This window comes from Ensifer sp. NM-2 (genome assembly GCF_003024455.1).
In the GTDB taxonomy this organism is placed as follows: Bacteria; Pseudomonadota; Alphaproteobacteria; order Rhizobiales; family Rhizobiaceae; genus Ensifer; species Ensifer canadensis.
Genome location: NZ_PVZR01000035.1, coordinates 18,017 through 42,411, shown reverse-complemented (window position 1 = coordinate 42,411; position 24,395 = coordinate 18,017). Strand labels below are relative to the sequence as shown.

25 protein-coding genes and 1 pseudogene are annotated in these 24,395 nt (G+C 59.6%); 15 read left to right on the top strand and 11 right to left on the bottom strand.

All coding sequences use genetic code 11. From position 1 onward, the window contains the following. Positions 1–512 precede the first annotated feature (512 nt). The 3 genes and pseudogenes from C6558_RS36535 to C6558_RS41250 all read left to right on the top strand — a co-directional run. Positions 513–875: a GNAT family N-acetyltransferase gene (locus C6558_RS36535; protein ID WP_256371997.1), complete on the top strand. Its 363-nt coding sequence runs from the start codon at positions 513–515 to the stop codon at positions 873–875. 75 nt (positions 876–950) lie between these two features. Beyond that, a complete protein-coding gene (locus tag C6558_RS36530) occupies positions 951–1,535 on the top strand; it encodes an AAA family ATPase (protein ID WP_107028627.1) in 585 nt (194 codons plus the stop codon). Between the two features lie 362 nt (positions 1,536–1,897). Continuing rightward, positions 1,898–2,071, top strand: a pseudogene (locus tag C6558_RS41250) (Fic family protein); the annotation flags it as partial. Positions 2,072–2,314: 243 nt separating this feature from the next. Here the strand turns inward: C6558_RS41250 and C6558_RS36520 are convergent. Beyond that, complete coding sequence (locus C6558_RS36520; RefSeq protein ID WP_107028626.1) at positions 2,315–2,734, bottom strand: type II toxin-antitoxin system VapC family toxin; 420 nt, start codon at positions 2,732–2,734, stop codon at positions 2,315–2,317. Then, on the bottom strand, positions 2,731–2,985 hold the full coding sequence (locus tag C6558_RS36515; protein WP_107028625.1) for a plasmid stabilization protein: 255 nt from the start codon (positions 2,983–2,985) through the stop codon (positions 2,731–2,733). The genes C6558_RS36520 and C6558_RS36515 overlap by 4 nt, the downstream gene beginning before the upstream one ends. Before the next feature lie 769 nt (positions 2,986–3,754). On the opposite strand from C6558_RS36515, the gene C6558_RS36510 reads away from it, so the two are divergent. Both C6558_RS36510 and C6558_RS36505 read left to right on the top strand, forming a co-directional pair. After that, positions 3,755–4,039, top strand: coding sequence for a helix-turn-helix transcriptional regulator (locus C6558_RS36510; protein ID WP_057211187.1), 285 nt, complete (start codon positions 3,755–3,757; stop codon positions 4,037–4,039). Next, a complete protein-coding gene (locus C6558_RS36505) occupies positions 4,029–5,351 on the top strand; it encodes a type II toxin-antitoxin system HipA family toxin (RefSeq protein WP_107028624.1) in 1,323 nt (440 codons plus the stop codon). The genes C6558_RS36510 and C6558_RS36505 overlap by 11 nt, the downstream gene beginning before the upstream one ends. A 42-nt stretch (positions 5,352–5,393) precedes the next feature. Here the strand turns inward: C6558_RS36505 and C6558_RS36500 are convergent, their stop codons facing one another. Then, entirely contained in the window at positions 5,394–5,975 is a 582-nt protein-coding gene (locus C6558_RS36500) for an intradiol ring-cleavage dioxygenase (RefSeq protein WP_057211185.1), read from the bottom strand. 101 nt (positions 5,976–6,076) lie between these two features. Between C6558_RS36500 and C6558_RS41245 the strand changes: the two genes are divergently transcribed. Next, positions 6,077–6,355: a hypothetical protein gene (locus C6558_RS41245; protein WP_245449325.1), complete on the top strand. Its 279-nt coding sequence runs from the start codon at positions 6,077–6,079 to the stop codon at positions 6,353–6,355. Between the two features lie 21 nt (positions 6,356–6,376). Next, entirely contained in the window at positions 6,377–7,150 is a 774-nt protein-coding gene (locus tag C6558_RS36495) for a Fic family protein (protein WP_245449323.1), read from the top strand. 75 nt (positions 7,151–7,225) lie between these two features. Here C6558_RS36495 and C6558_RS36490 read toward each other — a convergent pair whose 3' ends face one another. From C6558_RS36490 to C6558_RS36480, 3 genes are read right to left on the bottom strand one after another with little or no spacing between them, the layout of a single operon-like run. Then, entirely contained in the window at positions 7,226–10,483 is a 3,258-nt protein-coding gene (locus C6558_RS36490) for an error-prone DNA polymerase (RefSeq protein WP_107028623.1), read from the bottom strand. Continuing rightward, on the bottom strand, positions 10,480–11,991 hold the full coding sequence (locus C6558_RS36485; RefSeq protein ID WP_057215844.1) for a DNA polymerase Y family protein: 1,512 nt from the start codon (positions 11,989–11,991) through the stop codon (positions 10,480–10,482). The genes C6558_RS36490 and C6558_RS36485 overlap by 4 nt, the downstream gene beginning before the upstream one ends. Beyond that, positions 11,912–12,664: an ImuA family protein gene (locus C6558_RS36480; RefSeq protein WP_057215840.1), complete on the bottom strand. Its 753-nt coding sequence runs from the start codon at positions 12,662–12,664 to the stop codon at positions 11,912–11,914. The genes C6558_RS36485 and C6558_RS36480 overlap by 80 nt, the downstream gene beginning before the upstream one ends. A gap of 281 nt (positions 12,665–12,945) precedes the next feature. Between C6558_RS36480 and ligD the strand changes: the two genes are divergently transcribed. Next, on the top strand, positions 12,946–14,010 hold the full coding sequence (gene ligD, locus C6558_RS36470) for a non-homologous end-joining DNA ligase (protein WP_057215837.1): 1,065 nt from the start codon (positions 12,946–12,948) through the stop codon (positions 14,008–14,010). A gap of 63 nt (positions 14,011–14,073) precedes the next feature. After that, positions 14,074–14,847 (top strand): SOS response-associated peptidase family protein, encoded by a 774-nt coding sequence (locus C6558_RS36465; RefSeq protein ID WP_107028622.1) that lies wholly within the window; start codon positions 14,074–14,076, stop codon positions 14,845–14,847. Positions 14,848–15,142: 295 nt separating this feature from the next. Here C6558_RS36465 and C6558_RS36460 read toward each other — a convergent pair whose 3' ends face one another. Continuing rightward, positions 15,143–15,469: a hypothetical protein gene (locus C6558_RS36460; protein WP_057215834.1), complete on the bottom strand. Its 327-nt coding sequence runs from the start codon at positions 15,467–15,469 to the stop codon at positions 15,143–15,145. A 537-nt stretch (positions 15,470–16,006) separates the two neighbouring features. Between C6558_RS36460 and C6558_RS36450 the strand changes: the two genes are divergently transcribed. The 6 genes from C6558_RS36450 to C6558_RS41865 all read left to right on the top strand — a co-directional run bounded on the left by C6558_RS36450 (position 16,007) and on the right by C6558_RS41865 (position 20,499). Next, positions 16,007–16,333 (top strand): NIPSNAP family protein, encoded by a 327-nt coding sequence (locus C6558_RS36450; RefSeq protein ID WP_057210717.1) that lies wholly within the window; start codon positions 16,007–16,009, stop codon positions 16,331–16,333. Between the two features lie 96 nt (positions 16,334–16,429). After that, a complete protein-coding gene (locus C6558_RS36445) occupies positions 16,430–17,059 on the top strand; it encodes a DUF6088 family protein (protein ID WP_244494673.1) in 630 nt (209 codons plus the stop codon). Next, on the top strand, positions 17,052–18,089 hold the full coding sequence (locus C6558_RS36440) for a nucleotidyl transferase AbiEii/AbiGii toxin family protein (protein ID WP_057210716.1): 1,038 nt from the start codon (positions 17,052–17,054) through the stop codon (positions 18,087–18,089). Before C6558_RS36445 ends, C6558_RS36440 begins: the two co-directional genes overlap by 8 nt. Positions 18,090–18,296: 207 nt before the next feature. Beyond that, positions 18,297–19,505 carry an MFS transporter gene (locus tag C6558_RS36435; RefSeq protein ID WP_107028621.1) on the top strand — a complete coding sequence of 403 codons (1,209 nt, stop codon included), beginning with the start codon at positions 18,297–18,299 and terminating at the stop codon, positions 19,503–19,505. 226 nt (positions 19,506–19,731) lie between these two features. After that, positions 19,732–20,073, top strand: a complete 342-nt coding sequence (locus tag C6558_RS41240; protein WP_245449321.1) for a hypothetical protein — start codon at positions 19,732–19,734, stop codon at positions 20,071–20,073. 12 nt (positions 20,074–20,085) lie between these two features. Next, complete coding sequence (locus tag C6558_RS41865; RefSeq protein ID WP_348523276.1) at positions 20,086–20,499, top strand: hypothetical protein; 414 nt, start codon at positions 20,086–20,088, stop codon at positions 20,497–20,499. A 50-nt stretch (positions 20,500–20,549) separates the two neighbouring features. Here the strand turns inward: C6558_RS41865 and C6558_RS36425 are convergent, their stop codons facing one another. The 4 genes from C6558_RS36425 to C6558_RS36410 form a co-directional block, all read right to left on the bottom strand. Continuing rightward, positions 20,550–21,476, bottom strand: coding sequence for an XdhC family protein (locus C6558_RS36425; protein WP_245449319.1), 927 nt, complete (start codon positions 21,474–21,476; stop codon positions 20,550–20,552). Positions 21,477–21,564: 88 nt separating this feature from the next. Continuing rightward, positions 21,565–22,581 (bottom strand): zinc-dependent alcohol dehydrogenase family protein, encoded by a 1,017-nt coding sequence (locus tag C6558_RS36420; RefSeq protein WP_057215828.1) that lies wholly within the window; start codon positions 22,579–22,581, stop codon positions 21,565–21,567. A 22-nt stretch (positions 22,582–22,603) separates the two neighbouring features. Continuing rightward, positions 22,604–23,053: a cyclophilin-like fold protein gene (locus C6558_RS36415; protein WP_244494671.1), complete on the bottom strand. Its 450-nt coding sequence runs from the start codon at positions 23,051–23,053 to the stop codon at positions 22,604–22,606. Continuing rightward, positions 23,050–24,240, bottom strand: coding sequence for an MFS transporter (locus tag C6558_RS36410; RefSeq protein WP_107028619.1), 1,191 nt, complete (start codon positions 24,238–24,240; stop codon positions 23,050–23,052). The genes C6558_RS36415 and C6558_RS36410 overlap by 4 nt, the downstream gene beginning before the upstream one ends. Between the last annotated feature and the right edge of the window lie 155 nt (positions 24,241–24,395).

Here is a 24,395-nt window from a genome sequence, read left to right as displayed (position 1 = left end):
AGGCGTGGCGATTGGCGGTCGACGAAGCAGTTCAATGGCTTTGAAAATTCTCGAAACGTTTAAAGCGGCGCCGAGGTGCTTATTCCAAACGATACATTATGCGATCTTAGACGCCAAAGGCGAACATCGCAGCAACAAGCCGTGCAACGCGCTGGTGAAGAACGGCCCCTTCAATCACTGTGCACTTTGGCTACGGACACCATTTGGTAGTCCGAAGCGGACAACTAATTCGTTACGCAGGACGGCGGGTTTGCGCCGTCAACTCGGCCGCAGAGACCAACTTGGCCGCTGCCCGAAAGCACACGTCACCAGCGACAGGGCTGGAAGGCTTGATTGCGCCAGAACCGGACGTCCCTTGCTCGTCTGGGTGTTGCACGATACCACACACCCTTGTGACCCTGCGGTCGCTTCGAAAGCCGCTCCGGAGGATGTTCAGTGGAAATTTGCAATCTTACAGCCCTTCCGACTTGCGCGGACATCATCGCTGACCGTGCTTGTGGACTGGGAGCGAAGTGTCTTTAGCCGAATATCGGGCTCACCTTGACCAAATGATTGAGGGCGAAGGCATTCCGCTCGCTCTTGTCGCCCATGAGCAAGGCGAGTACGTCGGATCAGTCTTGTTGATCGAAAATGACCTTGATGACCGGCCACAATACACGCCGTGGATTGCCGCTCTTTGGGTTGAGCCGGAGATGCGACGAAACGGTATCGCCGCGAAGTTGATGGACGCTGCTCGAAAAGAGGCTTCGGCGCGGGGACACGCATTTTGCTATCTCTGTGCAACGCCTGACAACTCGCCTTACTACCTTGCACGTGGCTTCAAGCAAATCGAAAGCGAGGTGTCTGGATTAAACCTGTTTTCCATCAGCTGTTGATTGCAGCGGTTAAAGAAAATGCATAAGCGGACTCACGCACGCATGTTGGTCTAACTTTCGGCAAGGCGAGTTTGCATGCCTCGATATGTATCGTTGACTGAAACCGCTAACCTTTTGGCGACAGTCGGGCGCGTTCTTGTCATTGGATGTTCTGGTGGCGGCAAGACAACGTTCTCCGCCAAGATTGCAGAGTCATTTGGCCTAGAATTTCAATCACTCGACCGAGATGTGCGGTGGCTTCCTGGCTGGGTAGAGCGTGATCCGCGGGAACAGAGAGAAATCATCGCTGATATGGTCCATCGGAGCCGATGGGTTATGGACGGCAGTGGAGCGTCTTCCTTCGACATCAGATTGCCGCAAACTGATCTAGTTCTGTGGGTGCGTGTTCCCCGACGGGTCGCGCTCCTCGGCTTATTGAAGAGGGTTTCTCGTTTCTACGGCTCCGTTCGGCCAGCGATGGCTGATGGTTGTCCTGAGCCACTGCCAGATCGCGAGTTCCTCTCCTATATCTGGAACTTCGAGAAAAAATACGCACCTATTTTCATCAAGCAAATAGATCGTTACGGGCCGAATGTTCCGGTAGCCGTGCTCCACTCGCATCCCGAGATGGATCGGCTCCTTCAACTAGCTTCCCAACCTCACGCTCGAAAAGGCGGATGACCGCTTCGGGTCAATCCCAGACCTAGGCGGCAAGAACTCTAATGTCCGTTTTTTGTGTTGGGTGTCCTCGCAGACGGTCGTGGAGACGCTCGGGTCAGCTGGCCAAGTATCGCGGTTGATGCGCTTCTCGGGCGTTCCGATCAAGAGCGGGTATCGCGAACTCTCCACCCGACTGAGACGACCGGCAGCCGGCAACATGCCGCCCCAGGCCCGATGTCTCCAATCCCTCGCCTTGAGGATTCGAACCAGCTTCGATTGCCCTATCGTTAATTAAGCGAATGCGTTAATTAACAAAAATGCCGTTTCGTTTATTAAGACGCCGTGCAATTTGACGTCAGCACAACAATCGGCTCAGGAAGGATATGGTCAGAAACGACCCCAACACCAACGGGCGACTAGGTCGCTTCGTGGAAACCGCTGTGGGTGGCGAGCGCGTCAAGGCGTTTGTGCCGCCTCCCCTTCCCCCATCTCCGCCAATCGCGATCACGGGCCTGCTCACTCGCCTCAGCGCAGCGGAGCGTGCGCTCGGACGGCTTGGTGCCAACTTACGAATGGTGAAATAGCGGGTGGGAACGCCGACCTCGTGGCAGATGTGCTTCAAATCTCTCGGCCTTCCTTTCAGCACGGTAACACCTCGCTCGAATGACAGTTTCGTCCCCATTTCGGCGGTCCCGTGTGCTGGCCATGGGCGACTTCTCACCACCCATTGCGGTCTCCGAGGTGAGTTTCGATGCTTCGCCTTGAACCCAGTTGAACCCGAGACCCGCCCCTTGCCGAGTCTATAGGTGGTTCCAAGGATTGACGACGGGGACTCCTGCCGCCTCAAAGGGACTCGTATCGCGTGTCGCGATTGTAAATCCCTTGGAGGCTGCAATAGCCGCAATATATCCATTAGGTGTCGGGAATCCCTTCCCCCCTGCTCGCGCGGTTGCCGCAAGGTCCGCATAGTGCCGAGCGGCCGCAGTGTCGAATGACAACACGCGATCGTCGAACAGTTCGAGCAGGCCATCAAGCGTGTCGGCCAACGCCTTTTTGCGCCGGCCCTCCGGTAGCGCAGCGATGCCAAACAGTAGCTCCGCCAGCGTTACACTGGACAGATACAAGGTTTCGGCTACCTGGTCATTCAACCAATTGCGTATAGCCAAATCCGGGGCCGGCTTCATCGCCTCCGAGACGACATTCGTGTCCAGGACGATCATTCAAACCTCATTGGCTCCGCCGGCGCTTTCTCTCGCATCTGGTCGAACACTTCGAAATCATCATTGGTCAATCCAAGCCGCCCGCTCAACTCGGCCAAGGCATCGCCGATGCGAACACGCTGTTCGGGCTTTACCGCACGTTCCAGAATCTTGCGGACTTCCGCCTCTGTGCTACGGCCGTGAATCGCCGCTCGGACGCGTAAAGCCCGGTGCACTTCATCAGGTACATTTCGGACTGTCAGGATAGCCATAGTCAGACCCTCGCAATCGCTTTCATTGACTGCAATATAGTTCCGTTGCAGTCATTCTGCGAGTTTCGGAGTTTGAGATTCTTGAGCGTTGGCTTTCAGCCCGGCTTCTATGGCTCGGTCACGGTCAAGGCCACGCCCAAGTACCCGTCGATACATTATGCGACTGTCGAGGCACTAGCGAACAGACCCCCATCAAGAAGCATCCGCCACCTGTTGTTGGCCAACCGAGAGCCGCCGAGCCAATTGCCGATCAAGGGCGATACCGCACTTCCTAAAGATGAAGCGCGAAGGCGCGCGTGTCTTAGTTTGCGCCAAACCGCTCAAGCATCTTTCGAAGCAGAGCATTCTCCTGTCGAACCCGCCGAGCCAGAAGCCCTTTCAGTCTGCAGCCGACACGGGTATCGATCCATACGCGCGTCAGGAAACTGATTGCACCCTCCTCTAAAGGCGATCGCAAACTGCCTGATCAAACTGGCCTCAATGTCTTCCTATTGCATCCAAAGCGCCCCTCGAAAAGCCACCGCGGAATTGCAACCGGCGCACTGTCATTTCGCCCTCAGCTAGAACCGGCCCATTGTTCAAAATTCTGGTCACCAATTTGCCTTATGACCAATCAAATGAACAACGCTTGACTTAGCCGTACGCATCATGGCAAGATGTACAAAATTCTGGGCGCAACCGTCCTTCACGTACAATTAGATGGACAAAATAGGTGCCAACCGTGCCACGCAAGAGAAGCTATTCAAGAGTGACGCGCGAAGCGCTCACCATGCTTGGCAAACTGATCCGCGTCGGCCGAGCCGAGCGCCGCCTAACGGCGCAAGAACTGGCCGACCGCGCCGGCATCAGCCGCACGACGCTGTCCAGCATCGAAAAGGGCACGCCCGGCCCTGAGATCGGCATCGTCTTCGAGGTCGCCTCCCTCGTGGGCGTGCGTCTGTTCGACTATGATGAGCGCACCCTGCAGATGCACAACGCCCGCCTTGATGAAAAACTTTCCCTGCTGCCCAAGAGCGTCCGCCACACGATGAAGGAAGTCGATGATGACTTCTAGGGCGGACGCCACTGAAGCCTTTGTCTGGATGTGGTTGCTGGGGGCAACGGAACCGGTGGTTGCAGGCCGCCTCGACCAGGATGGCGAGCGCCTGATCTTTACCTACGGCGCCAGCTACCGGCGTCGAAAGCAAGCCATACCGATCTATGAGCCCGAACTGCCCCTTCAGGAAGGCGTAATCGCGCCCATCAACGGCCTGCGGATGGCGAGCTGTATCCGCGACGGCTCGCCCGATGCCTGGGGCCGTCGGGTGATCATCAACAGGCTGACGGGCAAAAAGCCCGACGCTGCCGGTGTGCCGGAGATCAGCGAGCTGACCTATTTGCTCCAGTCAGGCTCCGACCGGATTGGCGCTCTCGATTTTCAGGCATCGGCCACAGAATATATCCCCCGCCTTGCCGCGCAAGCATCGCTCGACGAGCTCCTTGAAGCGGCTGACCTCATCGAAAAGGGCGTTCCTCTGACCCCGGCGCTCGATCAGGCCCTCAATTACGGCACCTCGATCGGCGGAGCGCGCCCCAAGGCGCTGATCGATGACGGGACAAAAAAGTTCATCGCCAAATTCTCGGCCAGCAACGACACATACAGCGTCGTAAAGGCGGAATTCATCGCGATGAAGCTGGCAAGCGCCTGCGGGCTCAACGCGGCATCCGTGTCGATGACCCGCGCCGCGCAAAAAGACGTGCTGCTGATCGAGCGCTTTGACCGCACGCATACCAAGGCCGGCTGGACGCGGCACGCGATGGTCTCGGCCCTCACGATGCTGGGCCTTGATGAGATGATGGCCCGCTATGCCTCCTACGAGGACCTAGCCGAGCTGATCCGCCACCGCTTCACCGATCCCAAGTACACGCTCAAGGAGCTCTACGGACGGATTTGCTTCAACGTCCTGTGCGGCAACACCGACGACCATGCCCGCAACCATGCCGCATTCTGGGACGGCAAGAGGCTGACCTTGACGCCCGCCTACGACATCTGCCCGCAAAACCGCACGGGCAACGAAGCCACGCAGGCCATGCTGATCAAGGGCGAGGGCCGCACCAGCACTCTAGCAACGTGCCTTGCAGCCGCGCCGGATTATCACCTGAAAGAGGCGGAAGCCGCCGCGCTGATCGAGCGGCAGATCACGGGGATCGCCGCACACTGGCAAGAGGTCTGCGCGGAAGCCGAGCTGACCCCGGTGGATCGCAAGCTGTTCGCGGGGCGTCAGTTCCTCAATAGCTACGCTCTTGAAGGACTTGATGGTTACAAGCCGCTGCAAGACGCGTTTCGCGCCGCACGTGATGCATTGATCGCCGGCGGAAGCGCCTAAAGATGACAGCGCCCAAGCAGCTCAAGAGACGCAAAGCGCCGGTTACGCCACTATGAAATTGTAGCGGCCGAATTTTCCGTCGCTCGTCGTTCTGATGTCGAGCAACAAGTCTGCATTGAACATGCGGTCACGCTCATTGTCCGGCTCATCAGCAAAATACAGCTGCGTGGTCAGCGCCTTCCCGCCGGGCCGTTGGACTTTTACGTGGTAATGCCGAGTGCGACCAGGATAGATCCCGGGCACGATCGTCTCGAACCACCATTTGCCTTCTGCATCTGTGAATTGATGTCCGCGGAGCTTGTATCCGCTATTGTCGTAGGCGCCCATCTCATCGGCATGCCATAACTCGATCATCGCTTTTGCTACGGGCTGGCAGTCCTTGGTTAGTGCGTAACCAGCAAGCGTCATCCTTTCACCGCCCGGTGCATCGCTCGCGAAGTCCTGTTTTTCAGGGCTCTCCGGCGTAAAATACGGGCCTTCGGTCTGTGCCGGCGTCAGCTCGTGGTCATCACCGCAACTGGCCGTAAGCGGCAGCTCCACAGGAGCGCCGGCTGCATGGCCTAGTCTCGGCAGCACAATCGGCGTTGCGACGAAGCTGATAAGGAAATGTCGCCGGGTCGGCATGGCGTTGTATCTCCAAACATGGAAGCCAAGATCGTTGCGGCTCCATTGGGCAGAAGTGGGGCAGATATACGAACTCCCTCGTGAAAATTGGATGGAAATGGATGGGAATGGATGCCCAAATGGAATTTCTAAATACGGCGACCGTCCGGATCACGCCCGAAATCCTGTCGCTGATCGCCGAAATCGACGAATTTAAAGGTGCTTGGCGTGCGATCGGCCGGATCGCGCCTGAGCGGCTGTCCAGCCTCCGGCGTGTCGCCACGATCGAAAGTGTCGGTTCCTCCACCCGTATTGAAGGGGCACGCCTCACCGACCGAGAGGTCGGAAAGCTGCTGGCAAACATTCGCCTGGGGTCGTTTACGACTAGCGACAAGCAGTAGGTTGCCGGCTATGCGGAGGTGATGGAGACCATCTTCAGTGCTTACGAAGCTATTTCGTTCACCGAGAATCATATCCGTCAGCTCCACCGCGACCTTCTTGCACATTCGACAAAGGACGAGCGGCATCGCGGCGCCTACAAAACCCTCTCCAACAACGTGGAAGCGTTTAACGTACAGGGTGAGAGCCTCGGCATCGTTTTTGAAACGGCATCGCCGTTCGATACCCCGCGTCGAATGGACGAACTGATCGCCTGGCTGGATGAGCAAGGGCGAGAAAAGCGGCTCCATCCACTTTTGGTTGTCGCGATCTTCATTGTCGTTTTCCTCGAAATCCATCCATTCCAGGATGGCAATGGCCGCCTATCGCGTATTCTGACCACCTTATTGCTCCTGCGGGCCGGCTACGCTCACGTCCCCTACAGCTCGCTCGAAAGCATCATCGAGCAAACCAAGGAAAGCTATTACATCTCGCTTCGGCGCACGCAGGGAACGATCCGCAGTTCCGATCCCGACTGGAATCCCTGGATCGAGTTCTTTTTGAGAGCCCTGCATCGGCAGAAAACGCGACTTGAGAAAAAAATGGAGCGCGAGCGTATTATCCTCGCCGACATGCCGGAATTATCCGTTATATTGCTCGAGTTGGCGCGCGAGCACGGGCGGATTACGGTCGCGGAGGCCGCCCGGATCACCGATGCAAGCCGTCACACTATCAAGGATCATCTCAAGGCACTCGTGGATCACGGGCACCTCGTCCTGCACGGTGCCGGCCGCGGCGCCTGGTACGGTCTTTCCTAATGAAGGGGTGTCAGGCCCACCTGAATGGGTCGCCTTGAACCGATTAGGACCAACGACCAGCTCTCAGACTGAATTTCAGTGAAAATTCCTGCTCTTCACCTTCAACGTATCGATATGAAGGTCAGGCACGAACATGTCGCGCGCGGCTACAACCGGCTTCGGCTTATCCCGCGGATCGGGCGCGCCGCCTCTGGCGAATTCATCGCCGCGGCCGGCCGGAAGTTTGAACTCTTCATCGCGATCTGCAAGGCCCACAAGGTCGCCTGACAAGTCGAACAGCTGCTGGGCGACAAGATGGACGACCTCCCCTTCCCGCTGGATACGACCGTTGATCGCCATCATCGAAGACCCGAGAACGACCCGCCGGCGTTTTTCAAAGAGTGTCGGCCAGACAACAAGATTGGCCGGACCGGTCTCGTCCTCGATGGTGATGAACATGACGCCCTTGGCCGATCCGGGCTTTTGCCGCACCAGAACAAGACCGGCGGTATAGACCCATCGCCCGTCCCTGGAATTCATCGCCTCGGCACAGGTGATAATGTTGCGCACTGACAAATCCCTGCGCAAGAAGGCGATCGGATGCTGCCGCAATGTCAGCCCTGTATGGCTGTAGTCCTCGATGACGTTCTGGCCGTCAGTCATCTGCCGAAGCGCGACCTCCGGCTCCTGCTGCTCGGCGATTACAGCCATCTCCCGTTCGGCAGCCGCCGCAAACAGCGGAAGGGGTTGATCGCGCAGTGCCTTGATCGCCCAGAGCGCGTCGCGGCGCTCAAGCTTCAGCGCGGGCAGAAATGCATCGGCCTTGGCAAGCTGGACGAGCGCCTCCGCTGGCACGCCGGATCGGCGCCACATGTCGTCAACCGAGACAAAGGCATTGTCCATGCGTGCCGCGACAATGCGCGCGGCGTCAACGACCGCCAGCCCTTTCACCTGCCGGAAACCCAGCCGAACGGCGTGGCGGCCAGAATTGCCGATCCGCTCCAACGTACAGTCCCACCGAGACCGATTGATGCAGACCGGCCGCACCTCGACGCCGTGGGCTCTGGCGTCGCCGACGATCTGCGCCGGCGCGTAAAAACCCATCGGCTGCGAATTGATCAGGGCGGCACAGAACGCTTCCGGATAATGGCGTTTGATAAAGCTCGACGCATAGGCGACCAGCGCGAACGAAGCAGCATGGCTCTCCGGGAAACCATACGAACCAAAGCCTTCGAGCTGGGAGAACGTCTTTTCGGCGAATTCGGGCGTGTAGCCGTTTCTCACCATGCCGGACACGAGCTTGTCCTTGAACCGCGAAACGCCGCCGGTGAACTTGAAGGTCGCCATCGACTTGCGCAGCTGATCGGCCTCGCCGCCGGTAAAGCCGGCGCAGACCATCGCCACCCTCATCGCCGACTCTTGAAACAGCGGCACGCCGAGCGTCTTGCCGAGCACCGCCTCAAGCTCGGGCGTCGGATATTCGACTGCCTCCTTGCCTTCGCGCCGGCGCAGATAGGGATGCACCATGTCGCCCTGGATCGGACCGGGCCGGACAATGGCAACTTGCACCACGAGGTCGTAGAAGGTTCGGGGTTTCAGCCGCGGCAGCATCGCCATCTGGGCGCGGCTTTCGATCTGGAACGTGCCGAGCGTATCGGCCTTGCGGATCATCGCATAGGTCGCAGGATCCTCCTGCTCGATCTTCGACAGGTCGAGATCCCGATCCTTGTGCTCGCGGATCAGATCGAAGGCCTTGGCCATGCAGGTCAGCATTCCAAGGGCCAGGATGTCCACCTTCATGAATTTGAGGGCTTCGACGTCGTCCTTGTCCCATTCGATGATCTGACGGTCCTTCATCGTGGCCGGTTCGATCGGCACGAGATCGTCGAGCCGATCATGGGTAAGGACGAACCCGCCCGGATGCTGGCCGAGATGCCGTGGCGCGCCCATCAATTGCTGGGCGAGCTTCAAAGTCAGCACAAGACGCCGGTCGTCTGGATTGAGATTGAGCTCGCGGGCATTGCGATCGCAGACCTCCTCCGACCAGGACCACATGCCCGACGACAGCGCCTTGATCACGTCTTCCGGCAGGCCAAGCGCCTTGCCGACATCGCGGATCGCGCCGCGCGCCCTGTAGCGGGTCACGGTGGCGCAGAGCGCTGCCTTTTCTCTGGAATAGGTGCGATAGATCCACTGGATCACCTCTTCGCGCCGCTCATGCTCGAAATCCACATCGATATCCGGCGGCTCGTCGCGCTCCTGGCTGACGAAGCGTTCGAACAAAAGATCGTTGGTCGAGGGGTCGATGCTGGTAATGCCGAGAATGTAGCAGACGGCACTGTTGGCGGCGGAACCCCTGCCCTGGCAAAGAATGCCCTGGGACCGGGCATAGCGCACGATCGAGAAGACGGTCAGAAAATACGGGGCGTATTTCATGGTGCGGATGAGATCGAGCTCGTGCCGCACGACCTTCAACACATCGGGCGGCAGACCTTCGGGATAGCGATCGGGCACGCATTGCCAGACATAGTGCTCCAGCGAGGCCTGGGCATCCTTGCCCGGCACGATCGCTTCCTCCGGATATTGGTAGGTGAGCTCCTCGAGCGAGAAAGTGCACCGACGGACGATCTCCATGGTTCGCGCGAGGGCTTGCCGGTATCGTGGAAACAACCGCTCCATTTCTTCCGGCGGCTTCAGATAACGATCAGCGTGGCGCTCGCGCTCGAACCCCACCTCGTCAATCGTCGTGCGAGTGCGAATGCAGGTGACAATATCCTGCAACTGCCGACGGCTTGGCTCATGGAAGAGGACATCATTGGTGACGACCGTTCGCACCTTGAATCGCGCTGCAAGATTGGAAATCTCATGCAGCCGCAGCTGGTCGTTCTGCCGGCGCCGCAGACAAAGCGATACATAGGCCCGATCACCAAACAGTTCGGCCATCTTGCGCAGCTGGATCGCGCAGGCGTCATCCGGCAGATCCGGCACAAGAACGCAGATCATGCCGTCGTTGTAGGCGATGACATCGTCCCAGTGGAGGATGCAGTTGTTCTTGCCGCCGCGCGACTTACCGAGCGTGATGAGGCGGGTCAGCCGGGAATAGGCAGTCCGGTCGGTCGGATAGACCAGCAACGACATGCCGTCGGCGAGATCGAGGCGGCAACCGACAACGAGGCGTAAACCGGTGGCGCGCGATGCTTCAAGCGCCCGTACAATTCCGGCAAGCGAATTGCGATCGACAACGCCGACGGCTTCGATACCGAGAGCCTTGGCGGTTTCGAACAGTTCCTGCGCCGAACTCGCACCGCGCAGGAAGGAAAAATGGGTCGTGACCTGCAGCTCGGCATAACTCATGCGAAGATCCCGTGCATGAACCAGCGGTGGCTTCCGGTTTCAGGATCGATGCCATCACCGGAGCGAAACACCCAGAGACGCTCGCCGGCCTCGTCTTCGATGACGAAATAATCCCGCACCGCCTCCATCTCGGCGTCTCGCTGCCACCACTCGCCGAAGATCCGTTCCGGACCGTCGGCGCGCTTGACCTTCCGGCGCGTGCCACGCCAGGTGATCGAGACCGGTGGACGGTCCGGCAGCAAGGCGATGGCCTCGATCAGCTCGGGACGGGCCAGCAGCCGGACCGGCCGGCGCCAATGGCTGACCCAGGTGACCTCGACCGGATTGGCCGCGGCGCTGATGCGATGGACGGAGCGCTCGGGCACGTCGGAGGCAACGGGTGCCACCCGATAAACAAGCTGGCCACGGTTGCCGTAGATATCGATCAGCGGCGTCACGTCCGTGACCTCGTCCTCGACCAGCGATGAGGATTTCTGACGCTCCTCCAGCGGCTCGGCCATGACGGCGACGAGTGTCAGCTTCTCGATCCCGAAACCGGGCTCGATCTTCTCCGTCCGATCGCGAAACAGTTTCGTCAGCCAGGCGACATCGCGCACTGGCTTCACCGTGCCGGCGCGGATTGCCTGCCGCGAACCGTCGACCTTTTCGACGATCAGATCGGCGCGCCGAACACCAAGGCCAAGCCTTTGCAGCTCGTCGATCAGTTGCACGACCAGCCGGCCGACATATTTGTCGATGGTTTCGGCAGCACCGATCGGTTCGGCGAAGGCGCGGCTCACCTCGACGAGCTCGGCGGTGCGGATCGGATCGATCGGTTCGCAGATGCGGCCGAACATCTGGTCCAGCCGCCGGCCAATCTCCGGACCGAAACGGAGCGTCAGCGGCGCGCGCGGCGTGTTGGCCAATTCGCCGATCGCCTGGAAGCCGAGCGTGCGCAGATCGCTGACGACTTTCCCGGGAAGGCGCAGCAACGATATCGGCAGCTTTTCGACGGCACGCGCGGTCTCGCCGGTCGGCGCGATGACCGTCTCGCGGCTGATGGCGCGGGCGCAGGCGTGTGCCGCACCCCAGGTGTCGGCGACCGCGACTCGGGGGGTGAGTTTTTTTGCCAGGAACTGATTGGCGATCTTGGTCACCATGGCGAGCTCGCCGCCCTGGAGGTGATCGGCACCCTCGGTATCCATGACGATCCCATCGATCCCATCGACCGCGACGATCGGCGAATAGAGCGTCAGCGCCCAGAGGGTAATGCGTTCGAGTGCTGCGGCATCCATTGCAGGATCCGCCTCGACCAGGATCAGGCCGCGAAACAGCGCCTGCGCTTTTGCCGCCGGCATGCCGACATGGACGCCGGCTTTCCTGGCGGCGGCGTCTGCCGCCGAGACCCAGCGTTTCGAGCCGCTCCTGGCGATCACGGCGATCGCCTGTTCAGGCGGAATAGACGGATCGGCGCGACGAATGCGATCCGTCGGCAGATCCGGAAGATAGATCGAGACAACCCTTGTCATCGCACGCCCTCACGAGAAACTCAGCACATTCACCCGCTTTTACGCGCATCAACTCCAGCAACCATTGGGCACTTCCGACGCCCGGTACTGGCAATTCCTCCGACGGCATCACGCTGACCCTCCACCGCGTGGTCGATGCTGTCGGCTGCCCGAAATCATTCGCCTCCGTCTGTCGCCGCCAACGTCGCACGGCAAGCGCCATCGTGCCCGTTCGCTCAGCCGCCAGCTGCAGCCGGCGCGAGCTGACCATCGGCAGGCGAACAAGTTCGCCAACGACTGCGCCGAGCCCACCAAAGGAAAGCCCTTCCTCCATATTTGCCAGAACGTCTTCCTCCCTATCGGATTCGACAAAGATCACCCGGTCGGGATGGAGGCCGACCTGGGCGAGCGCCGGAAAAAACAGATCGGGGCGCGTCAGGCACCAGACGATCGGGCCTTTGGTGCGGGCCGCGATGCCCGCCGCACACAGGGCTGCTGCCGCACCATCCACCGTCCCCGACCCGCCGCCTGCAAATTCGTGCAGGGCGCCATAGGCCAGACCACCTCCCGGGAGCACTGCATCGATTTCCGGCACCCCAAAGGACAGACAGCCGGCTTTCCTTGCTGATACGCCTTCCAGCAATGCAATGCGTTCGCGCAAATCGGAAATCACCCTTTCACGGGCAGCAGTCATCGTTCACGGCTCCCTTCAAGGTCGTGTAGGTGGCCGACATCATGTCGAACAAAATGCGGATGTTCTCTTTCTGTTCCGACCCAATAAAAGAGTCAAGCAACCGGAGGGATGGGAATATTATCCTGATCATTAGAAATGAGCAGAATACCTATGGGAATCAGCCCAATAGCGTCCTGAGAATTTTTTCCGGGCGCCTGCGAGCGCTAACCCCTTTGTGTGAATTGCGAGGACAAGTCGGGATCGTCACAGTGTCTTTAAGATTTTTCTGCTGAACTTCCGGCATGACGAAGCCTCCGAGATCAAAACCCCTCCTTCGTGACACCGAGGCCCCGATCCGTTCCCGGCCGCGAGGCAAGCGAAATCCAGCCCAACCACAGCTCCTGTTCGATCCCATGCCTGAGCGCGTCGAGCCTGCGCTGGCGGAATTGAAGACCCGTCCCCCAAAGGGAAGCGAGTGGAGCTGGGAGCTGAAATTGGATGGCTATCGCCTTGCCGTTCACATTGAACCGCGGGGGATCCGGATCCTCACGCGTGGCGGCCATGACTGGACGCACCGGTTTCCGGCGATAGAGCAGGCCGCCCGAGCGCTCGGGCCGGCGACGATGATCATCGATGGCGAGGCCGTTGTGCTCGACGAAGAGGGTCGTCCGGATTTTGGGCTGCTGCAGCAATCGCTGGGCGCATCCGGCAAACAAGCTGGCAACCGTGCCTCCGAAGCCGTCCTCTACGCTTTCGATCTTGTTTATCTGGACGGGCACGATCTGCGCGGAATCGAATACCGGTCCCGCCGACACCTTCTCGAGGACACGTTAAACGGCCCAAAGAGCGACCAAGCCGGCGCCGTCAGGCTATCGGAAACACTCGATGCCGAACCAGCCGTCCTGCTGGAGCATGTCTGCCGCCTCGGCCTGGAAGGCATCGTCGGCAAGCACCTCGACCGGCCTTATCGCTCGGGCCGGACCGGCGATTGGGTAAAAGTCAAATGCATTCAGGGCGAGGCCTTCTTCATCGTCGGTTATGAGAAGTCGGCAGCGTCCCCAGCCGGCTTCGGCTCGTTGGTGCTTGCTGCGTATCGTGGGGATGATCTCGTCCACGTCGGAAGCGTCGGCACTGGATTCAAAGAAGTCGAGGCGAGCAGGTTACGGAAGATGCTGGACACGCTCCGCTGGAAGCGAAAGCAGCCGCCCCTGCCCTATTCCGGAAGTGCCGATGTCATCTGGGTCGAACCGACCTTGATTGCTGAGATCGAGTTTCGCGCCTGGACGGCGGACGGGAAACTCCGCCACCCATCCTACAAGGGCTTGCGAGAACGCCAGGACAATGCCGAGGTCTTCCGGCTCGACTAGCGAAATCAGCGCCGTCCGCTAGATTGTCCGCCATTCGAGCTCAATCGGAGTAGATGGTCTGCTATGTGCAACCTTTATCGCATGGAAGACAAGGACTGGGTCGCAAAGTGGGCCCAGGACGCGGAAAGCCTGATCAATCTGATGCCAGCCTACCAGATGAACCCGGATCAGATGGGACCGATCGTCCGCAACACCGCCGACGGAAAGAAGCAACTGGTCCATGCGCGCTGGGGACTGCCTTCCCCGCGTTTCGCGCTCGAGAAGGCGGCCAAAGCGAAGGCCGAGAAACTTGCGGCCAAGGGCAAGGCTTTCGATCTCGAAGAGTTCATCCGCATGGAGGCCGACCGCGGCACGACCAATGTGCGCAAGCTCAGTTTTCCGCACTGGAAACGATGGTTTGGTGTCGAAAATCGATGCCTCGTACCGGTCACCAGTTTCGCGGAACCGGATCCGGCCAACCAGGAGGTTGGCGGAAACGTGCCAAATGCCTGGTTCGCCCGCGATGAGCAGAAGTCGCTGATGTTCTTTGCCGGTCTGCATGTGCCGCAATGGCAGAGTGTCCGAAAGGTCAGGGACGGCCTGACCACCGACGATCTTTATGGGTTTTTGACCACGGATCCCAACGCCCTGGTGAAGCCGATCCATGAGAAGGCCATGCCGGTTCTGTTGCTGACGAAGGAAGAGACCGACATCTGGATGCGGGCGCCCTGGGATGAAGCCAAGGACCTTGCCCGGCCGTTACCGGATGACGCGCTGATCATTTCGTCTCGCGAACCGTACGGGTCCACGATCGTGTCGAAATCCGGAGAGCCGGTGGAACAGAGCAGTCTGCTTTGATGCCTGAATTCAGGGCTCGAATATCTCGGAGAAACGAAAAAAGCCTGCCGCGGGAGGAGGTGCGGCAGGCTTCTCGAAAGATTGAACAACGGCTGGGAGGAGGAGTGCCGCTGTTCTGTCAGGCTCCCCTTGGGAGGAGGAGTGGGTCGCCTGAACGCGAAGCTCTGCGGGAGGAGGTGCATTGCTTCGTTGACCTCAAAATATCTGAGGCTGCCTCGACCGCCAGCGCTTAAATCGCAGTGCAGTTATGCACATGTTGCAATGCAATATAGGCCGTGTGCTCATTCTTCGGCCATTATGGTTGAGACGCAGCCTTCTCTATGCTGGGTTCAAAGCCGAGAACGAATTCGATCACCTTGGCGCAGGACATTTCGCACGGCTTCAGTATAGGTCCATGTCCAGCCAGCCGATAGAGGTTGAAGCTGACGATATCACTTCCGCTAAGCTCCTCGCCATAGAGCCAAGTCCGTTTGCAATCCCGCGACCGCTTGACGGTCACGCCCCATGGTCGATTACCAAAATATCCGTCGGCATAGCCGTCCGGCATATTCGCTAGCGCGTCTTCGAATGTCGCCTGGATCGATGGAGGTTTCTTGCCGTCGGCGGTCATGGTGCCAGGCATTCGTCGCAGATCCCGCAGCCATCGTCACCCATGTTCGAGGCCGGACGTAAACCTTCGACAGCAAGCACATGCCGTTGCATCCAACGCACACTTCTCATCGCGGTCCGGCGGAAGAATTTCGTTTCATACTTTCGGCATATCAGCCGCGCTTCGATCCATGGCCATGCTCCAGTGTTGGGGTACACTAGAGATCGTGAGCCTCGAAGGCTGCACAAGCCAAGAGAGATTGCTGTCGGAGATTGGCAACGCGTTGCTGCTGGCGCCCGTCTCAAAATTAACTGCCAAGGGCTGCTCTAACCGGCACATTCCCACGATTAGCTTCCAAACTTGGCCACCGTGCTCAACGTTCGTAACATCATGGCCAATCGGCGCCTAAACGCAGGCGATCAGCTTGACAGGAGATTAGCGGTTCGGACATACCCGCAGGGCCCGTTCTAACAGTGAAAATGACGTTGCTGCAAGTTCTGAGGACATCGTGGGCGCAGGGAGCAAGCGCCAAACACATGTCCTTCTCAAGGCACATAAGGAAGCAAGACTTTGATCTATGAGCTCAGAATTTACGACTGCCTGCCCGGCCGATTGCCCGCGCTGCTCAACCGCTTTGCCGAACACACGCTGGCAATATGGGACAAGCACGGCATCAAGCAGGCGGGTTTCTTCACCACAATCGTGGGCGAAAACAGCCAGCGTCTCACCTACCTCATCGCCTGGGAATCGCTAGCCGATCGCGAGGTGAAATGGAAAGCTTTCACCACTGATCCCGCATGGCTTAAGGCCCGCGACGAGTCAGAGCGCGACGGGCAAATCCTCTCCAATATCTCTAACCAGTTGTTGTCACCGACCGCCTTTTCGGCAGTAAAGTAAGACACCACGGATCGCCGCTTGCCGCCAGTCGACCGTTTTCGCCTCCGTATTTCGCGGCCCTTGCATGTCAGAAAAAGATACAGTATTTTCTGACACATGAAAGTCGACGTCACATCAGTTCCGGATCGGATCATGCGACGCGCCCGCGCAGGCGGGCGTGGCGGCGTCTTCACGCCTCGTGACTTCCTGGACGTGGCGGCGCGCGCAGCGGTCGATCAAGCCCTTTCCCGCCTGGCGAAGACCGGAAAGCTCCGCCGCCTGGCGCGTGGCCTGTATGATTACCCCAAGGTCCATCCCAAGCTCGGCCCGCTTTCTCCAACTCCCGACGACGTTGCGCAGGCGCTTGCACGCGAGACCGGCTCGCAGGTGCAGATCGCTGGCGCGCGCGCGGCGAACGCGCTCGGCCTCTCGACTCAGGTTCCGGCGAAGAGCACGTATCTGACTGATGGCCCCTCCCGCCGCGTCGTGCTGGGCAAGCGCGTGGTCGATCTGCGTCACGCCTCGCCCAAGCATCTGATTGCTCCGGGCAGCGCGGCCGGCACGGTCGTCCAAGCCCTTCGTCATGTGGGGCAGGTGCGCGCCGCCGACGTTGCACAGATCGCAGCGCGGCGTCTGTCGGCCAGCGACAAGAAGACACTTGCCTCCACCGCGGTCCAAGCCCCCGCTTGGATGCGGCCGACGCTCGTCTCGATCGCCAACGCAGCGTCGGACGACATAGATGGATAAGGTCGCTCTTCTCCCAGCCACCGATCGGGCGGCCCTGTTTGGCGAGACCGGCGCGGGCCGAGGGGTCGCCGACACGATCATCGAAAAGGACTTCTGGGTCTGCTGGACCTTGAAGCGGCTTTTCGGCCTGCAAGGGAAGGACGCTGCCACTTTGGTCTTCAAGGGCGGCACGTCCCTCTCAAAGGCCTTCGGCGCGATCCGCCGCTTTTCCGAAGATATCGATCTTTCCTTTGATCGTGCCGACCTCGGCTACGTCGGCGACCGTGATCCCGAGAAAGAGGGAATTAGCCGAAAAAAAGCGGCTCAACTCATCCAAGATCTCGTGGGCGACGTCGAGGCGCATATCGCCGAGAAGTTGCTTCCGGCGCTTCGCGCCGCCATCACAGAGCAACTCGGCGAACCGACCGATGGCGCCTGGTCGCTGGAGATCGATGCCGGCGACGCGCAGAACGTGAACTTCCACTATCCGACCGCGCTACCCGCCGCCGAATATGAGGGCATGGCCTACATCACGCCGCGGGTGAAGCTCGAACTCGGCGCGCGCGGCGATCCCTGGCCGACGGAGCAGAAGGTCATGCGCCCCTATGCGGCGGAGGACTATCCCGACTTCTTCGAAAATCCCGACGCAGCTGTCACCGTTCTCGCTGCGCAGCGGACCTTTTGGGAGAAGGCCACGGCGTTGCACGCGGAGGTCCATCGCCCTGCTGAATCCGCGACGCCGCAATACTTTTCACGACACTATTACGACCTCGCCATGCTTCTCGATACCGACGAGGGCAAAGCCGCAGCAAGCGATTTCGACCTTCTGGCGACGGTGGCGAAGCACAAGGCGACCTTCTTCCGATCGGGCTGGGCCAGCTATGACACCGCGCGGCCAGGGACGCTGCGCCTGATGCCGAGCGAGGCGCGGGTCAGGGATCTGCGTGCAGACTATCGTGCGATGGCGCCGATGATGTTCGATGACAGTCCGCCCACCTTCGACGTCATACTTGCAAAAATCGAGAAGCTCCAAGAAACGATCAATAGCTAGCGCAAATCTACAGGCCGGGGTACTTGGTATCTCGAAGCTGGCTCCCAGTGATGTAACGCTGCCATCTCCATCGCGCTAGGATTGTCTCCTCTTGCCCTCGTAGCGCGAAAAAACGGTTGCCTGCCCCTCGAGCGATGCATAAGCTCCCATAGCGGCGCGCCGCGTTCTACCGCTCGCCGAATTTCCCAAGGGCCAAGAACAACAATCATGACTGTCGCCATTCCCACCATGACGCGTCCCAAGACGCATCTCGCTGTGCTAGTCATTCTGGGTCTCACCCATCTCCTCAACGACCTGATGCAGTCGCTGATCCCGGCCGCCTATCCGATCCTGAAGGACGCCTATGCGCTGGATTTCGTGCAGATCGGCTTGATCACCATGACCTTCCAGATCGCCGGGTCGCTGCTGCAGCCGGTAATCGGCATGGTGACGGACAAACATCCCGCGCCCTATTCACCGGTCGTGGGGATGATGTTTACACTCTCTGGCCTGGTTAGCCTTGCCTTCGCCCATAGCTACGCGGTGATTCTGGTATCAGTTGCGCTGATCGGCATTGGATCGTCCATCTTTCACCCGGAAGCGACGCGCATGGCGCGCTATGCCGCCGGCGGGCGCCAGGGGTTGGCGCAGGGACTGTTTCAGGTCGGCGGTCAGGCGGGGGGCGCGCTCGGCCCGGTCTTCGCTGCGCTGATCATCGTTCCCTGGGGACAGCCGAGCCTCGCCTGGTTTGCCGTTCTCGCGTTGATGGCCATGGCACTTCTTGTATGGATCGGTAGCAAGCAGCGGGAGATCAGCGCCGCATTCATGGCGATGCGGGCAGACGGCAAGAAGGCGGGCGGCGCCCTTCGTCACGCGCCAGCGACGATCGGGGTAGCCCTGGTGGTCCTGATGCTGCTGATGTTTACTAAGAACGCCTATGGTGAGAGCTTCCGCTCATTCTACACCTTCTATCTCATGGAGAAGTTCGGCCTCTCGATCCCCTCCGCACAGATGATGTTGTTCATCTTCCTGCTGGCTTCGGCCGCGGGCGCGCTGATCGGCGGCATCGTCGGTGATCGCATCGGGCGTTATCGTATCATCTGGATTTCGGTTCTGGGGCCGCTTCCGCTGACGTTGATCCTGCCACACGTCGACCTCTTTTGGACCGGCGTGCTGACGGTGATGATCAACCTGATCATGGCGAGCGCCTTCGCATCCATCCTGATCTACGCAATCGAGTTGCTGCCGCACCGGATAGGACTCATTGGTGGGCTGTTCTACGGCCTGAATTTCGGCCTTGGCGGTATAGCCGCAGCGCTTCTCGGGCTGCTGGCCGACAGCTATGGTGTCGAAACGGTTTACTACGTCTGCTCCTTCCTCCCGCTTGCAGGGCTTCTCGCGTGGTTCCTTCCGAGGATTGAAGAGGGCCACGCTTGAAGACATCGGTCCTATGGCCGGAGGCCCCGTGGTTCATAAGGTCCTGTCGATACATTATGCGATACTGGACGCACAAATCGGAAACAAACACAGCACAATGCTCGTGAAGCTTTCCCAACAGTGTCGAACTCCCGAGATGGGAGGAGCAACGTGCCGCGCGGGTTCCCCGATCAAGCATCGTTTCCGTTGGCATCAGCAGCCACGCCTGCGCCGGCTGGAGGAGAGTATGGGCGTTCGTCTTCTCGCGAGAACAACGCGCAATGTCGTTGCGACGGAGGCCGGAGAGCGGTTGATGGAAACGCTGCGGCCGGCCTTCAACGTTACTCGGAGCCGGATCGAAGAGCTGGAGCGCAATGCGCCAAAAACCAGGAGGGTCGATCCGCGTCACATCCAGCCGGCAAGCCGCGGAAACGATCCTCATGCCCGCCGTCAACGCCTGATGGCGGACTATCCGGAGGTCAAGATCGAAATCTCAATCGACCAAAGGTTCGTGGACCTGGTTGCCGAGCGCTATGACGCCGGAGTGCGGCTCGGCGAAAGTGTCGAAAAGGACATGATCGCAGTGTAGATCGGTCCCGAAATGCGAATGGTCGTGGCAGGGTCTCCAGGGTATTTCGAGCGGCATCCGAGGCGGGTGACCCCGCACGACCTGACGCAGCACAACTGCATCAACCTGAGGCTCCCGACGCTCGGTGGACTCTACGCCTGGGAATTCGAGCAGGACGGGCGCCCCATCAACGTCCGGGTCCAAGGTCAATTCGTCTGCAACGACGTCGCCATGATCCTCGTCGACCGCCCTCGATGGGCAGGGCGTTGCCTGCCTGCCCTGCGATCACTTAGATCCGCTCGTGAAGGAAGGACGGCTGATCCAGGTTTTAGCCGACTGGTGTCCTTCGTTTCCCGGATACCATCTCTAATACCCGAGCCGCCGTCTCGCATCGCCTGCCTTCACACTGGTGGTCGACGCCCTGCGCTATCGATGACTCTCAGGTGAGGAACTCGGATTTGGAGGCAGGTGACAGGGGAGTTTGTAACACTCAAGGCTCATCCGAACGCCGCCGAGCGGGACGCTGCCACATCCGCGAGGATTGAAAGTGCCAGGGAAGTAGAATCGCGGGCGGGGCCGAACAGACCTATCGGTGCTTTGATGCGTGCCAGTTCGGGTTGACCGTGTCCTAGCCTCAGCAACCGATTGAGGCGCAGTTGATGTGTCCGCCTGCTCCCTAGAGCGCCAAGGTAGAAGCATGAGGTTCGTAGCGCGGCCTCAAGAACCGGCATCTCTTGTTCGAGGTCATGGTGTAGAAGCAGGACAGCGGAAAACGGATCGACCACGTCTTCGATCAAACGCAATCCCCTCTCCGGTGCCAGAACGGTTACCTCGAACCCCGAACATTCTGCCAGACGCGCAACGCTTCGCACTTCGATCGTCTGCCCTGAGATGACGACTTTCGTAGAGGGGCGATAGATGATCAAGAAGTCGTCACCGAGCCATCCCGCGCGCTCCACCGGTTCGACCAGGTCCAGCGTTTGTTTGGCGGGCGAGTATCTGAGAGCGGTCGCCTGTCGTAGCCTCAAGAATTCGAGCGCCCTCTCGAATTCTTCCATCCTCCGCATGACGTGGATAGCGACCGTAATCCCTCCTCCGCACGGAAGCACAACGTCGAGGAATGGAGATCCATCGCCGAAGCGCACAGTTCGATCGCGACCCTCTGCCATGGCAAGCAGTGCTTCAGCGGCGACGGCAGCTTCGACGCACCCTCCAGAAACGTACCCGGCAAAGCGACCATCGCTGAGCACAATCACCTGTGAGCCGAGTGATCGCGCAGCACCGCCCCGGATTTCAACGAGTGTTGCGATCGCTACCTGCGAGTCCTTGAATGCTTCAGCGGCAAACTTGAGGAGTTCAATGGGGTCGTCCGTTAGAAGCGCCCTGGCTGGTGTCGGCAAAATGAGAAGCGGATTGTCGTTCACATCAGTTCCCTGAATTGGACGGCCACCGCCCCTGGGCGCCAGGTTAGAGTGCCAGGCGGAGCAGCCCGCCCGGCTGTATGCCTCGCTCTCAGACTCGTAGGAGGGTCTTAATCGCGCGACGTTCATCCATCGCGCGGTAACCTTCGGCGACGTCAGCGAGAGGAACCTCGAGATCGAAGACCTTTCCCGGATTGATCTCACAGTTCAGTACAAGTTCCATGAGATAGGGGAGATAGCGGCGGACGGGAGCCGGGCCGCCCATCAGGCTCTTCTGGGCGAAGAACAGGGTCTGACCATCGATCTGGACACCATGCGGTACGCCGACAAAGCCGATGTGTCCCCCGGGACGAGCGCAGTTCATCGCCTGCGTCATCGCCTCCTGCGTTCCGACGCATTCAAGAACGGATTCAGCCCCGACGCCGCCTGTCAACTCTTTGACCCGTGCGACACCTTCGTCGCCTCGTTCCGATACGATATGCGTGGCACCGTATTCGAGCGCGAGATTCTGACGAGTCTTGTGCCGGCTCATGGCGATAATCTTTTCAGCCCCCATTTGTTTGGCCGAGAGCACGCCCATCAGACCGACCGCGCCGTCGCCGACGACGACGGCCGTCGACCCGGACTGTACCCGCGCCGCATCGGCCGCATACCAGCCGGTACCAAGGACATCCGAAACGGCCAGCAAGCTCGCGATAAGGTCGTCAGACGGTATTTCGGGGGTCGCTACCAAGGTGCCATCAGCGAGCGGAATTCGGGCATAGGGCGCCTGCGCACCAGACATGAACTCACGCTGTTCGCAGGAGGATGGAAAACCGAAACGGCAGTGGGGGCACGTATTGTCGGAAATGCAGAATGATCCCACGACGAACTGGCCTGGCTTCAACGTCTTGACGTCTTCGCCGACTTCGACGACGACGCCGCAATATTCATGGCCCATGTGTGTCGGCCCGCCCACCGGCTGGAGCCCACGGTAGGGCCATAGGTCGGAGCCGCAAACACAGGACGCCGCCAACTTGATGATGGCGTCGGTGGGTTTGAGAATTTTTGGTTCGGCGACCTCCTCGCAACGGATATCGCCTTTGCCGTGCAGAACCGTAGCCAGCATGCTTCACTCCCTTTCGATGGCGTCAGGACAGGCGTTCGACGCGAAGCGGAAACTCGCCGCGCGTGAGCAGCGGCTCGATGCCGCCATCAATGCGACCGAGCCGAATGAGATCTCTCGTTGAGATGTAATCGCCGTGGAAGAAGGCAAGATTGCCCCACGGGATGTAGTAGCAGAGGTCGCCTGCAGCCTCGTTGGGGAAAGGTCCTCTTGCTTCAAGATGGAGCTTGCGCGGCAGGTAGGCGATTTTCTCGTTGGAGAAATCCGAGAACGCCAGATCCAGCGGAAGCATCGAGGCGAAGTCACGGGCAGACGGATTGTCATTTAGTGTCACCGTAAAGTCGTGATCAGCGAAGATGAAACGTGCCTTCATGTGTGTCTGCTCCTCAGCCCATGCGAGATGTGGCAAGGCCGTGCCGACGATACCCGCGCCGAGCAGAGTGCGGCGCGTCATCGAGGTGGCTTGCCGTTTCATCTTGAACGCTCCCAATCCATCCACGCCGCAAAAGCTGCCGCCGACGATCCAAGCAGGAAAATGGCTGCCAATGCGAACGAACTCCACCATCCGCTCCAGTCGAACAGGAATCCGCCAGCAGCCGCGCCAATGGTAATGGCAAACTGGATGACGGCGACCTGCAGCCCCCCGCCTGCCTCTGCATCATCGTGGAGTACCCTGCTCAACCAGGTTCCCCAGCCGACGGGCGCGGCGGTGCCAAAGAAGCCCCAGGCAATCAGGAGGGCCGCAACGGCAATCTTCGCCGAGCCAAATGCAATCAGCATTGCAGCTATCGCTGCCATGACAAGGGGAATACCAATCACGATCGGGTAAAGGCGCGTCGAAAGCAGCGAACTGATGCTCCAGGTTCCTAACACGCCGGCGAGTCCCATTAACAAGAGCACCAGAGACAAGGCGGAAACGGAGTAGCCGGCGACGGACTCGAGGAAGGGTCTGAGATAGGTGAAGAGCGCAAATTGTCCCATGAACAGCAGCAGGATTGCTGTCATGCCGATCGCGACTTGTCTGCGCTTGAGCAGGCGGAAAACATTGCCGGCGGCGCTCCGTCGACGCGGCGGCAGCAAGGGCATGCTCAGCCACTGCCAGATAAGCGCGATCAGCGCCAAAGGCACCACGAAGAAAAATGCTCCGCGCCATCCAATGTAGTCGCCCAGAAAGCTGCCCAGCGGTGCGGATATCGTCGCCGCAATCGCGTTCCCAGCGTTCAATATCGCAAGCCCCTTTGGCACAGCGGTGGCGGGCAGGAGGCGCATGACAATTGCGGTGGACATCGACCAGAAGCCGCCAATTGCAATCCCAAGCAGTGCACGACCGATCATCAAGACTGTGTAGTTCGGGGCAAATGTGACGATGAGGCCTGAAGCGACCAGCAAGACCGAGAACGATGACAGGACAACCTTGCGATCGATGCTCCGGGTGATCCCTGCAATGAACAGGCTCGTCACCACGGCGAACAGCCCGGATATCGAAATTGCCTGTCCTGCCTGGCCTTCCGTCATGACAAGATCGCTTGCAATCGGCGTCAGGAGACTGACGGGCATGAACTCTGAAGCGATCAGTACCGCGACACAAAGTGCCATCGAGACGACGGCGCCCCAGGCCGCGGCGGGTCTCGTCAGTGTCTCTTCATACGTCATGTGGGTCATTCGTTTCGCCCTTCAATTCAGCGAGTTTTCTCCCGTGCGAAACGGATTAGCACGGTGGAAGAAATCGAATTAGCCGACATCGTTCACTTGCATTAATCGAAGAGGCGCATAAATCCGCGAACCAACGAAGTGCGTGGTGGCGGCGCCGAGCAATG

Excerpts from the sequence above, each read along its gene's own strand:
- C6558_RS36530 (WP_107028627.1), top strand. The coding sequence starts at position 951 with ATGCCTCGATATGTATCGTTGACTGAAACCGCTAACCTTTTGGCGACA.
- C6558_RS36520 (WP_107028626.1), bottom strand. The coding sequence starts at position 2,734 with ATGATCGTCCTGGACACGAATGTCGTCTCGGAGGCGATGAAGCCGGCC.
- C6558_RS36515 (WP_107028625.1), bottom strand. The coding sequence starts at position 2,985 with ATGGCTATCCTGACAGTCCGAAATGTACCTGATGAAGTGCACCGGGCT.
- C6558_RS36510 (WP_057211187.1), top strand. The coding sequence starts at position 3,755 with ATGCTTGGCAAACTGATCCGCGTCGGCCGAGCCGAGCGCCGCCTAACG.
- C6558_RS36505 (WP_107028624.1), top strand. The coding sequence starts at position 4,029 with ATGACTTCTAGGGCGGACGCCACTGAAGCCTTTGTCTGGATGTGGTTG.
- C6558_RS36500 (WP_057211185.1), bottom strand. The coding sequence starts at position 5,975 with ATGCCGACCCGGCGACATTTCCTTATCAGCTTCGTCGCAACGCCGATT.
- C6558_RS41245 (WP_245449325.1), top strand. The coding sequence starts at position 6,077 with ATGGGAATGGATGCCCAAATGGAATTTCTAAATACGGCGACCGTCCGG.
- C6558_RS36495 (WP_245449323.1), top strand. The coding sequence starts at position 6,377 with ATGGAGACCATCTTCAGTGCTTACGAAGCTATTTCGTTCACCGAGAAT.
- C6558_RS36490 (WP_107028623.1), bottom strand. The coding sequence starts at position 10,483 with ATGAGTTATGCCGAGCTGCAGGTCACGACCCATTTTTCCTTCCTGCGC.
- C6558_RS36485 (WP_057215844.1), bottom strand. The coding sequence starts at position 11,991 with ATGACAAGGGTTGTCTCGATCTATCTTCCGGATCTGCCGACGGATCGC.
- C6558_RS36480 (WP_057215840.1), bottom strand. The coding sequence starts at position 12,664 with ATGACTGCTGCCCGTGAAAGGGTGATTTCCGATTTGCGCGAACGCATT.
- ligD (WP_057215837.1), top strand. The coding sequence starts at position 12,946 with ATGACGAAGCCTCCGAGATCAAAACCCCTCCTTCGTGACACCGAGGCC.
- C6558_RS36465 (WP_107028622.1), top strand. The coding sequence starts at position 14,074 with ATGTGCAACCTTTATCGCATGGAAGACAAGGACTGGGTCGCAAAGTGG.
- C6558_RS36460 (WP_057215834.1), bottom strand. The coding sequence starts at position 15,469 with ATGCCTGGCACCATGACCGCCGACGGCAAGAAACCTCCATCGATCCAG.
- C6558_RS36445 (WP_244494673.1), top strand. The coding sequence starts at position 16,430 with ATGAAAGTCGACGTCACATCAGTTCCGGATCGGATCATGCGACGCGCC.
- C6558_RS36440 (WP_057210716.1), top strand. The coding sequence starts at position 17,052 with ATGGATAAGGTCGCTCTTCTCCCAGCCACCGATCGGGCGGCCCTGTTT.
- C6558_RS36435 (WP_107028621.1), top strand. The coding sequence starts at position 18,297 with ATGACTGTCGCCATTCCCACCATGACGCGTCCCAAGACGCATCTCGCT.
- C6558_RS41240 (WP_245449321.1), top strand. The coding sequence starts at position 19,732 with ATGGGCGTTCGTCTTCTCGCGAGAACAACGCGCAATGTCGTTGCGACG.
- C6558_RS41865 (WP_348523276.1), top strand. The coding sequence starts at position 20,086 with ATGCGAATGGTCGTGGCAGGGTCTCCAGGGTATTTCGAGCGGCATCCG.
- C6558_RS36420 (WP_057215828.1), bottom strand. The coding sequence starts at position 22,581 with ATGCTGGCTACGGTTCTGCACGGCAAAGGCGATATCCGTTGCGAGGAG.
- C6558_RS36415 (WP_244494671.1), bottom strand. The coding sequence starts at position 23,053 with ATGAAACGGCAAGCCACCTCGATGACGCGCCGCACTCTGCTCGGCGCG.
- C6558_RS36410 (WP_107028619.1), bottom strand. The coding sequence starts at position 24,240 with ATGACCCACATGACGTATGAAGAGACACTGACGAGACCCGCCGCGGCC.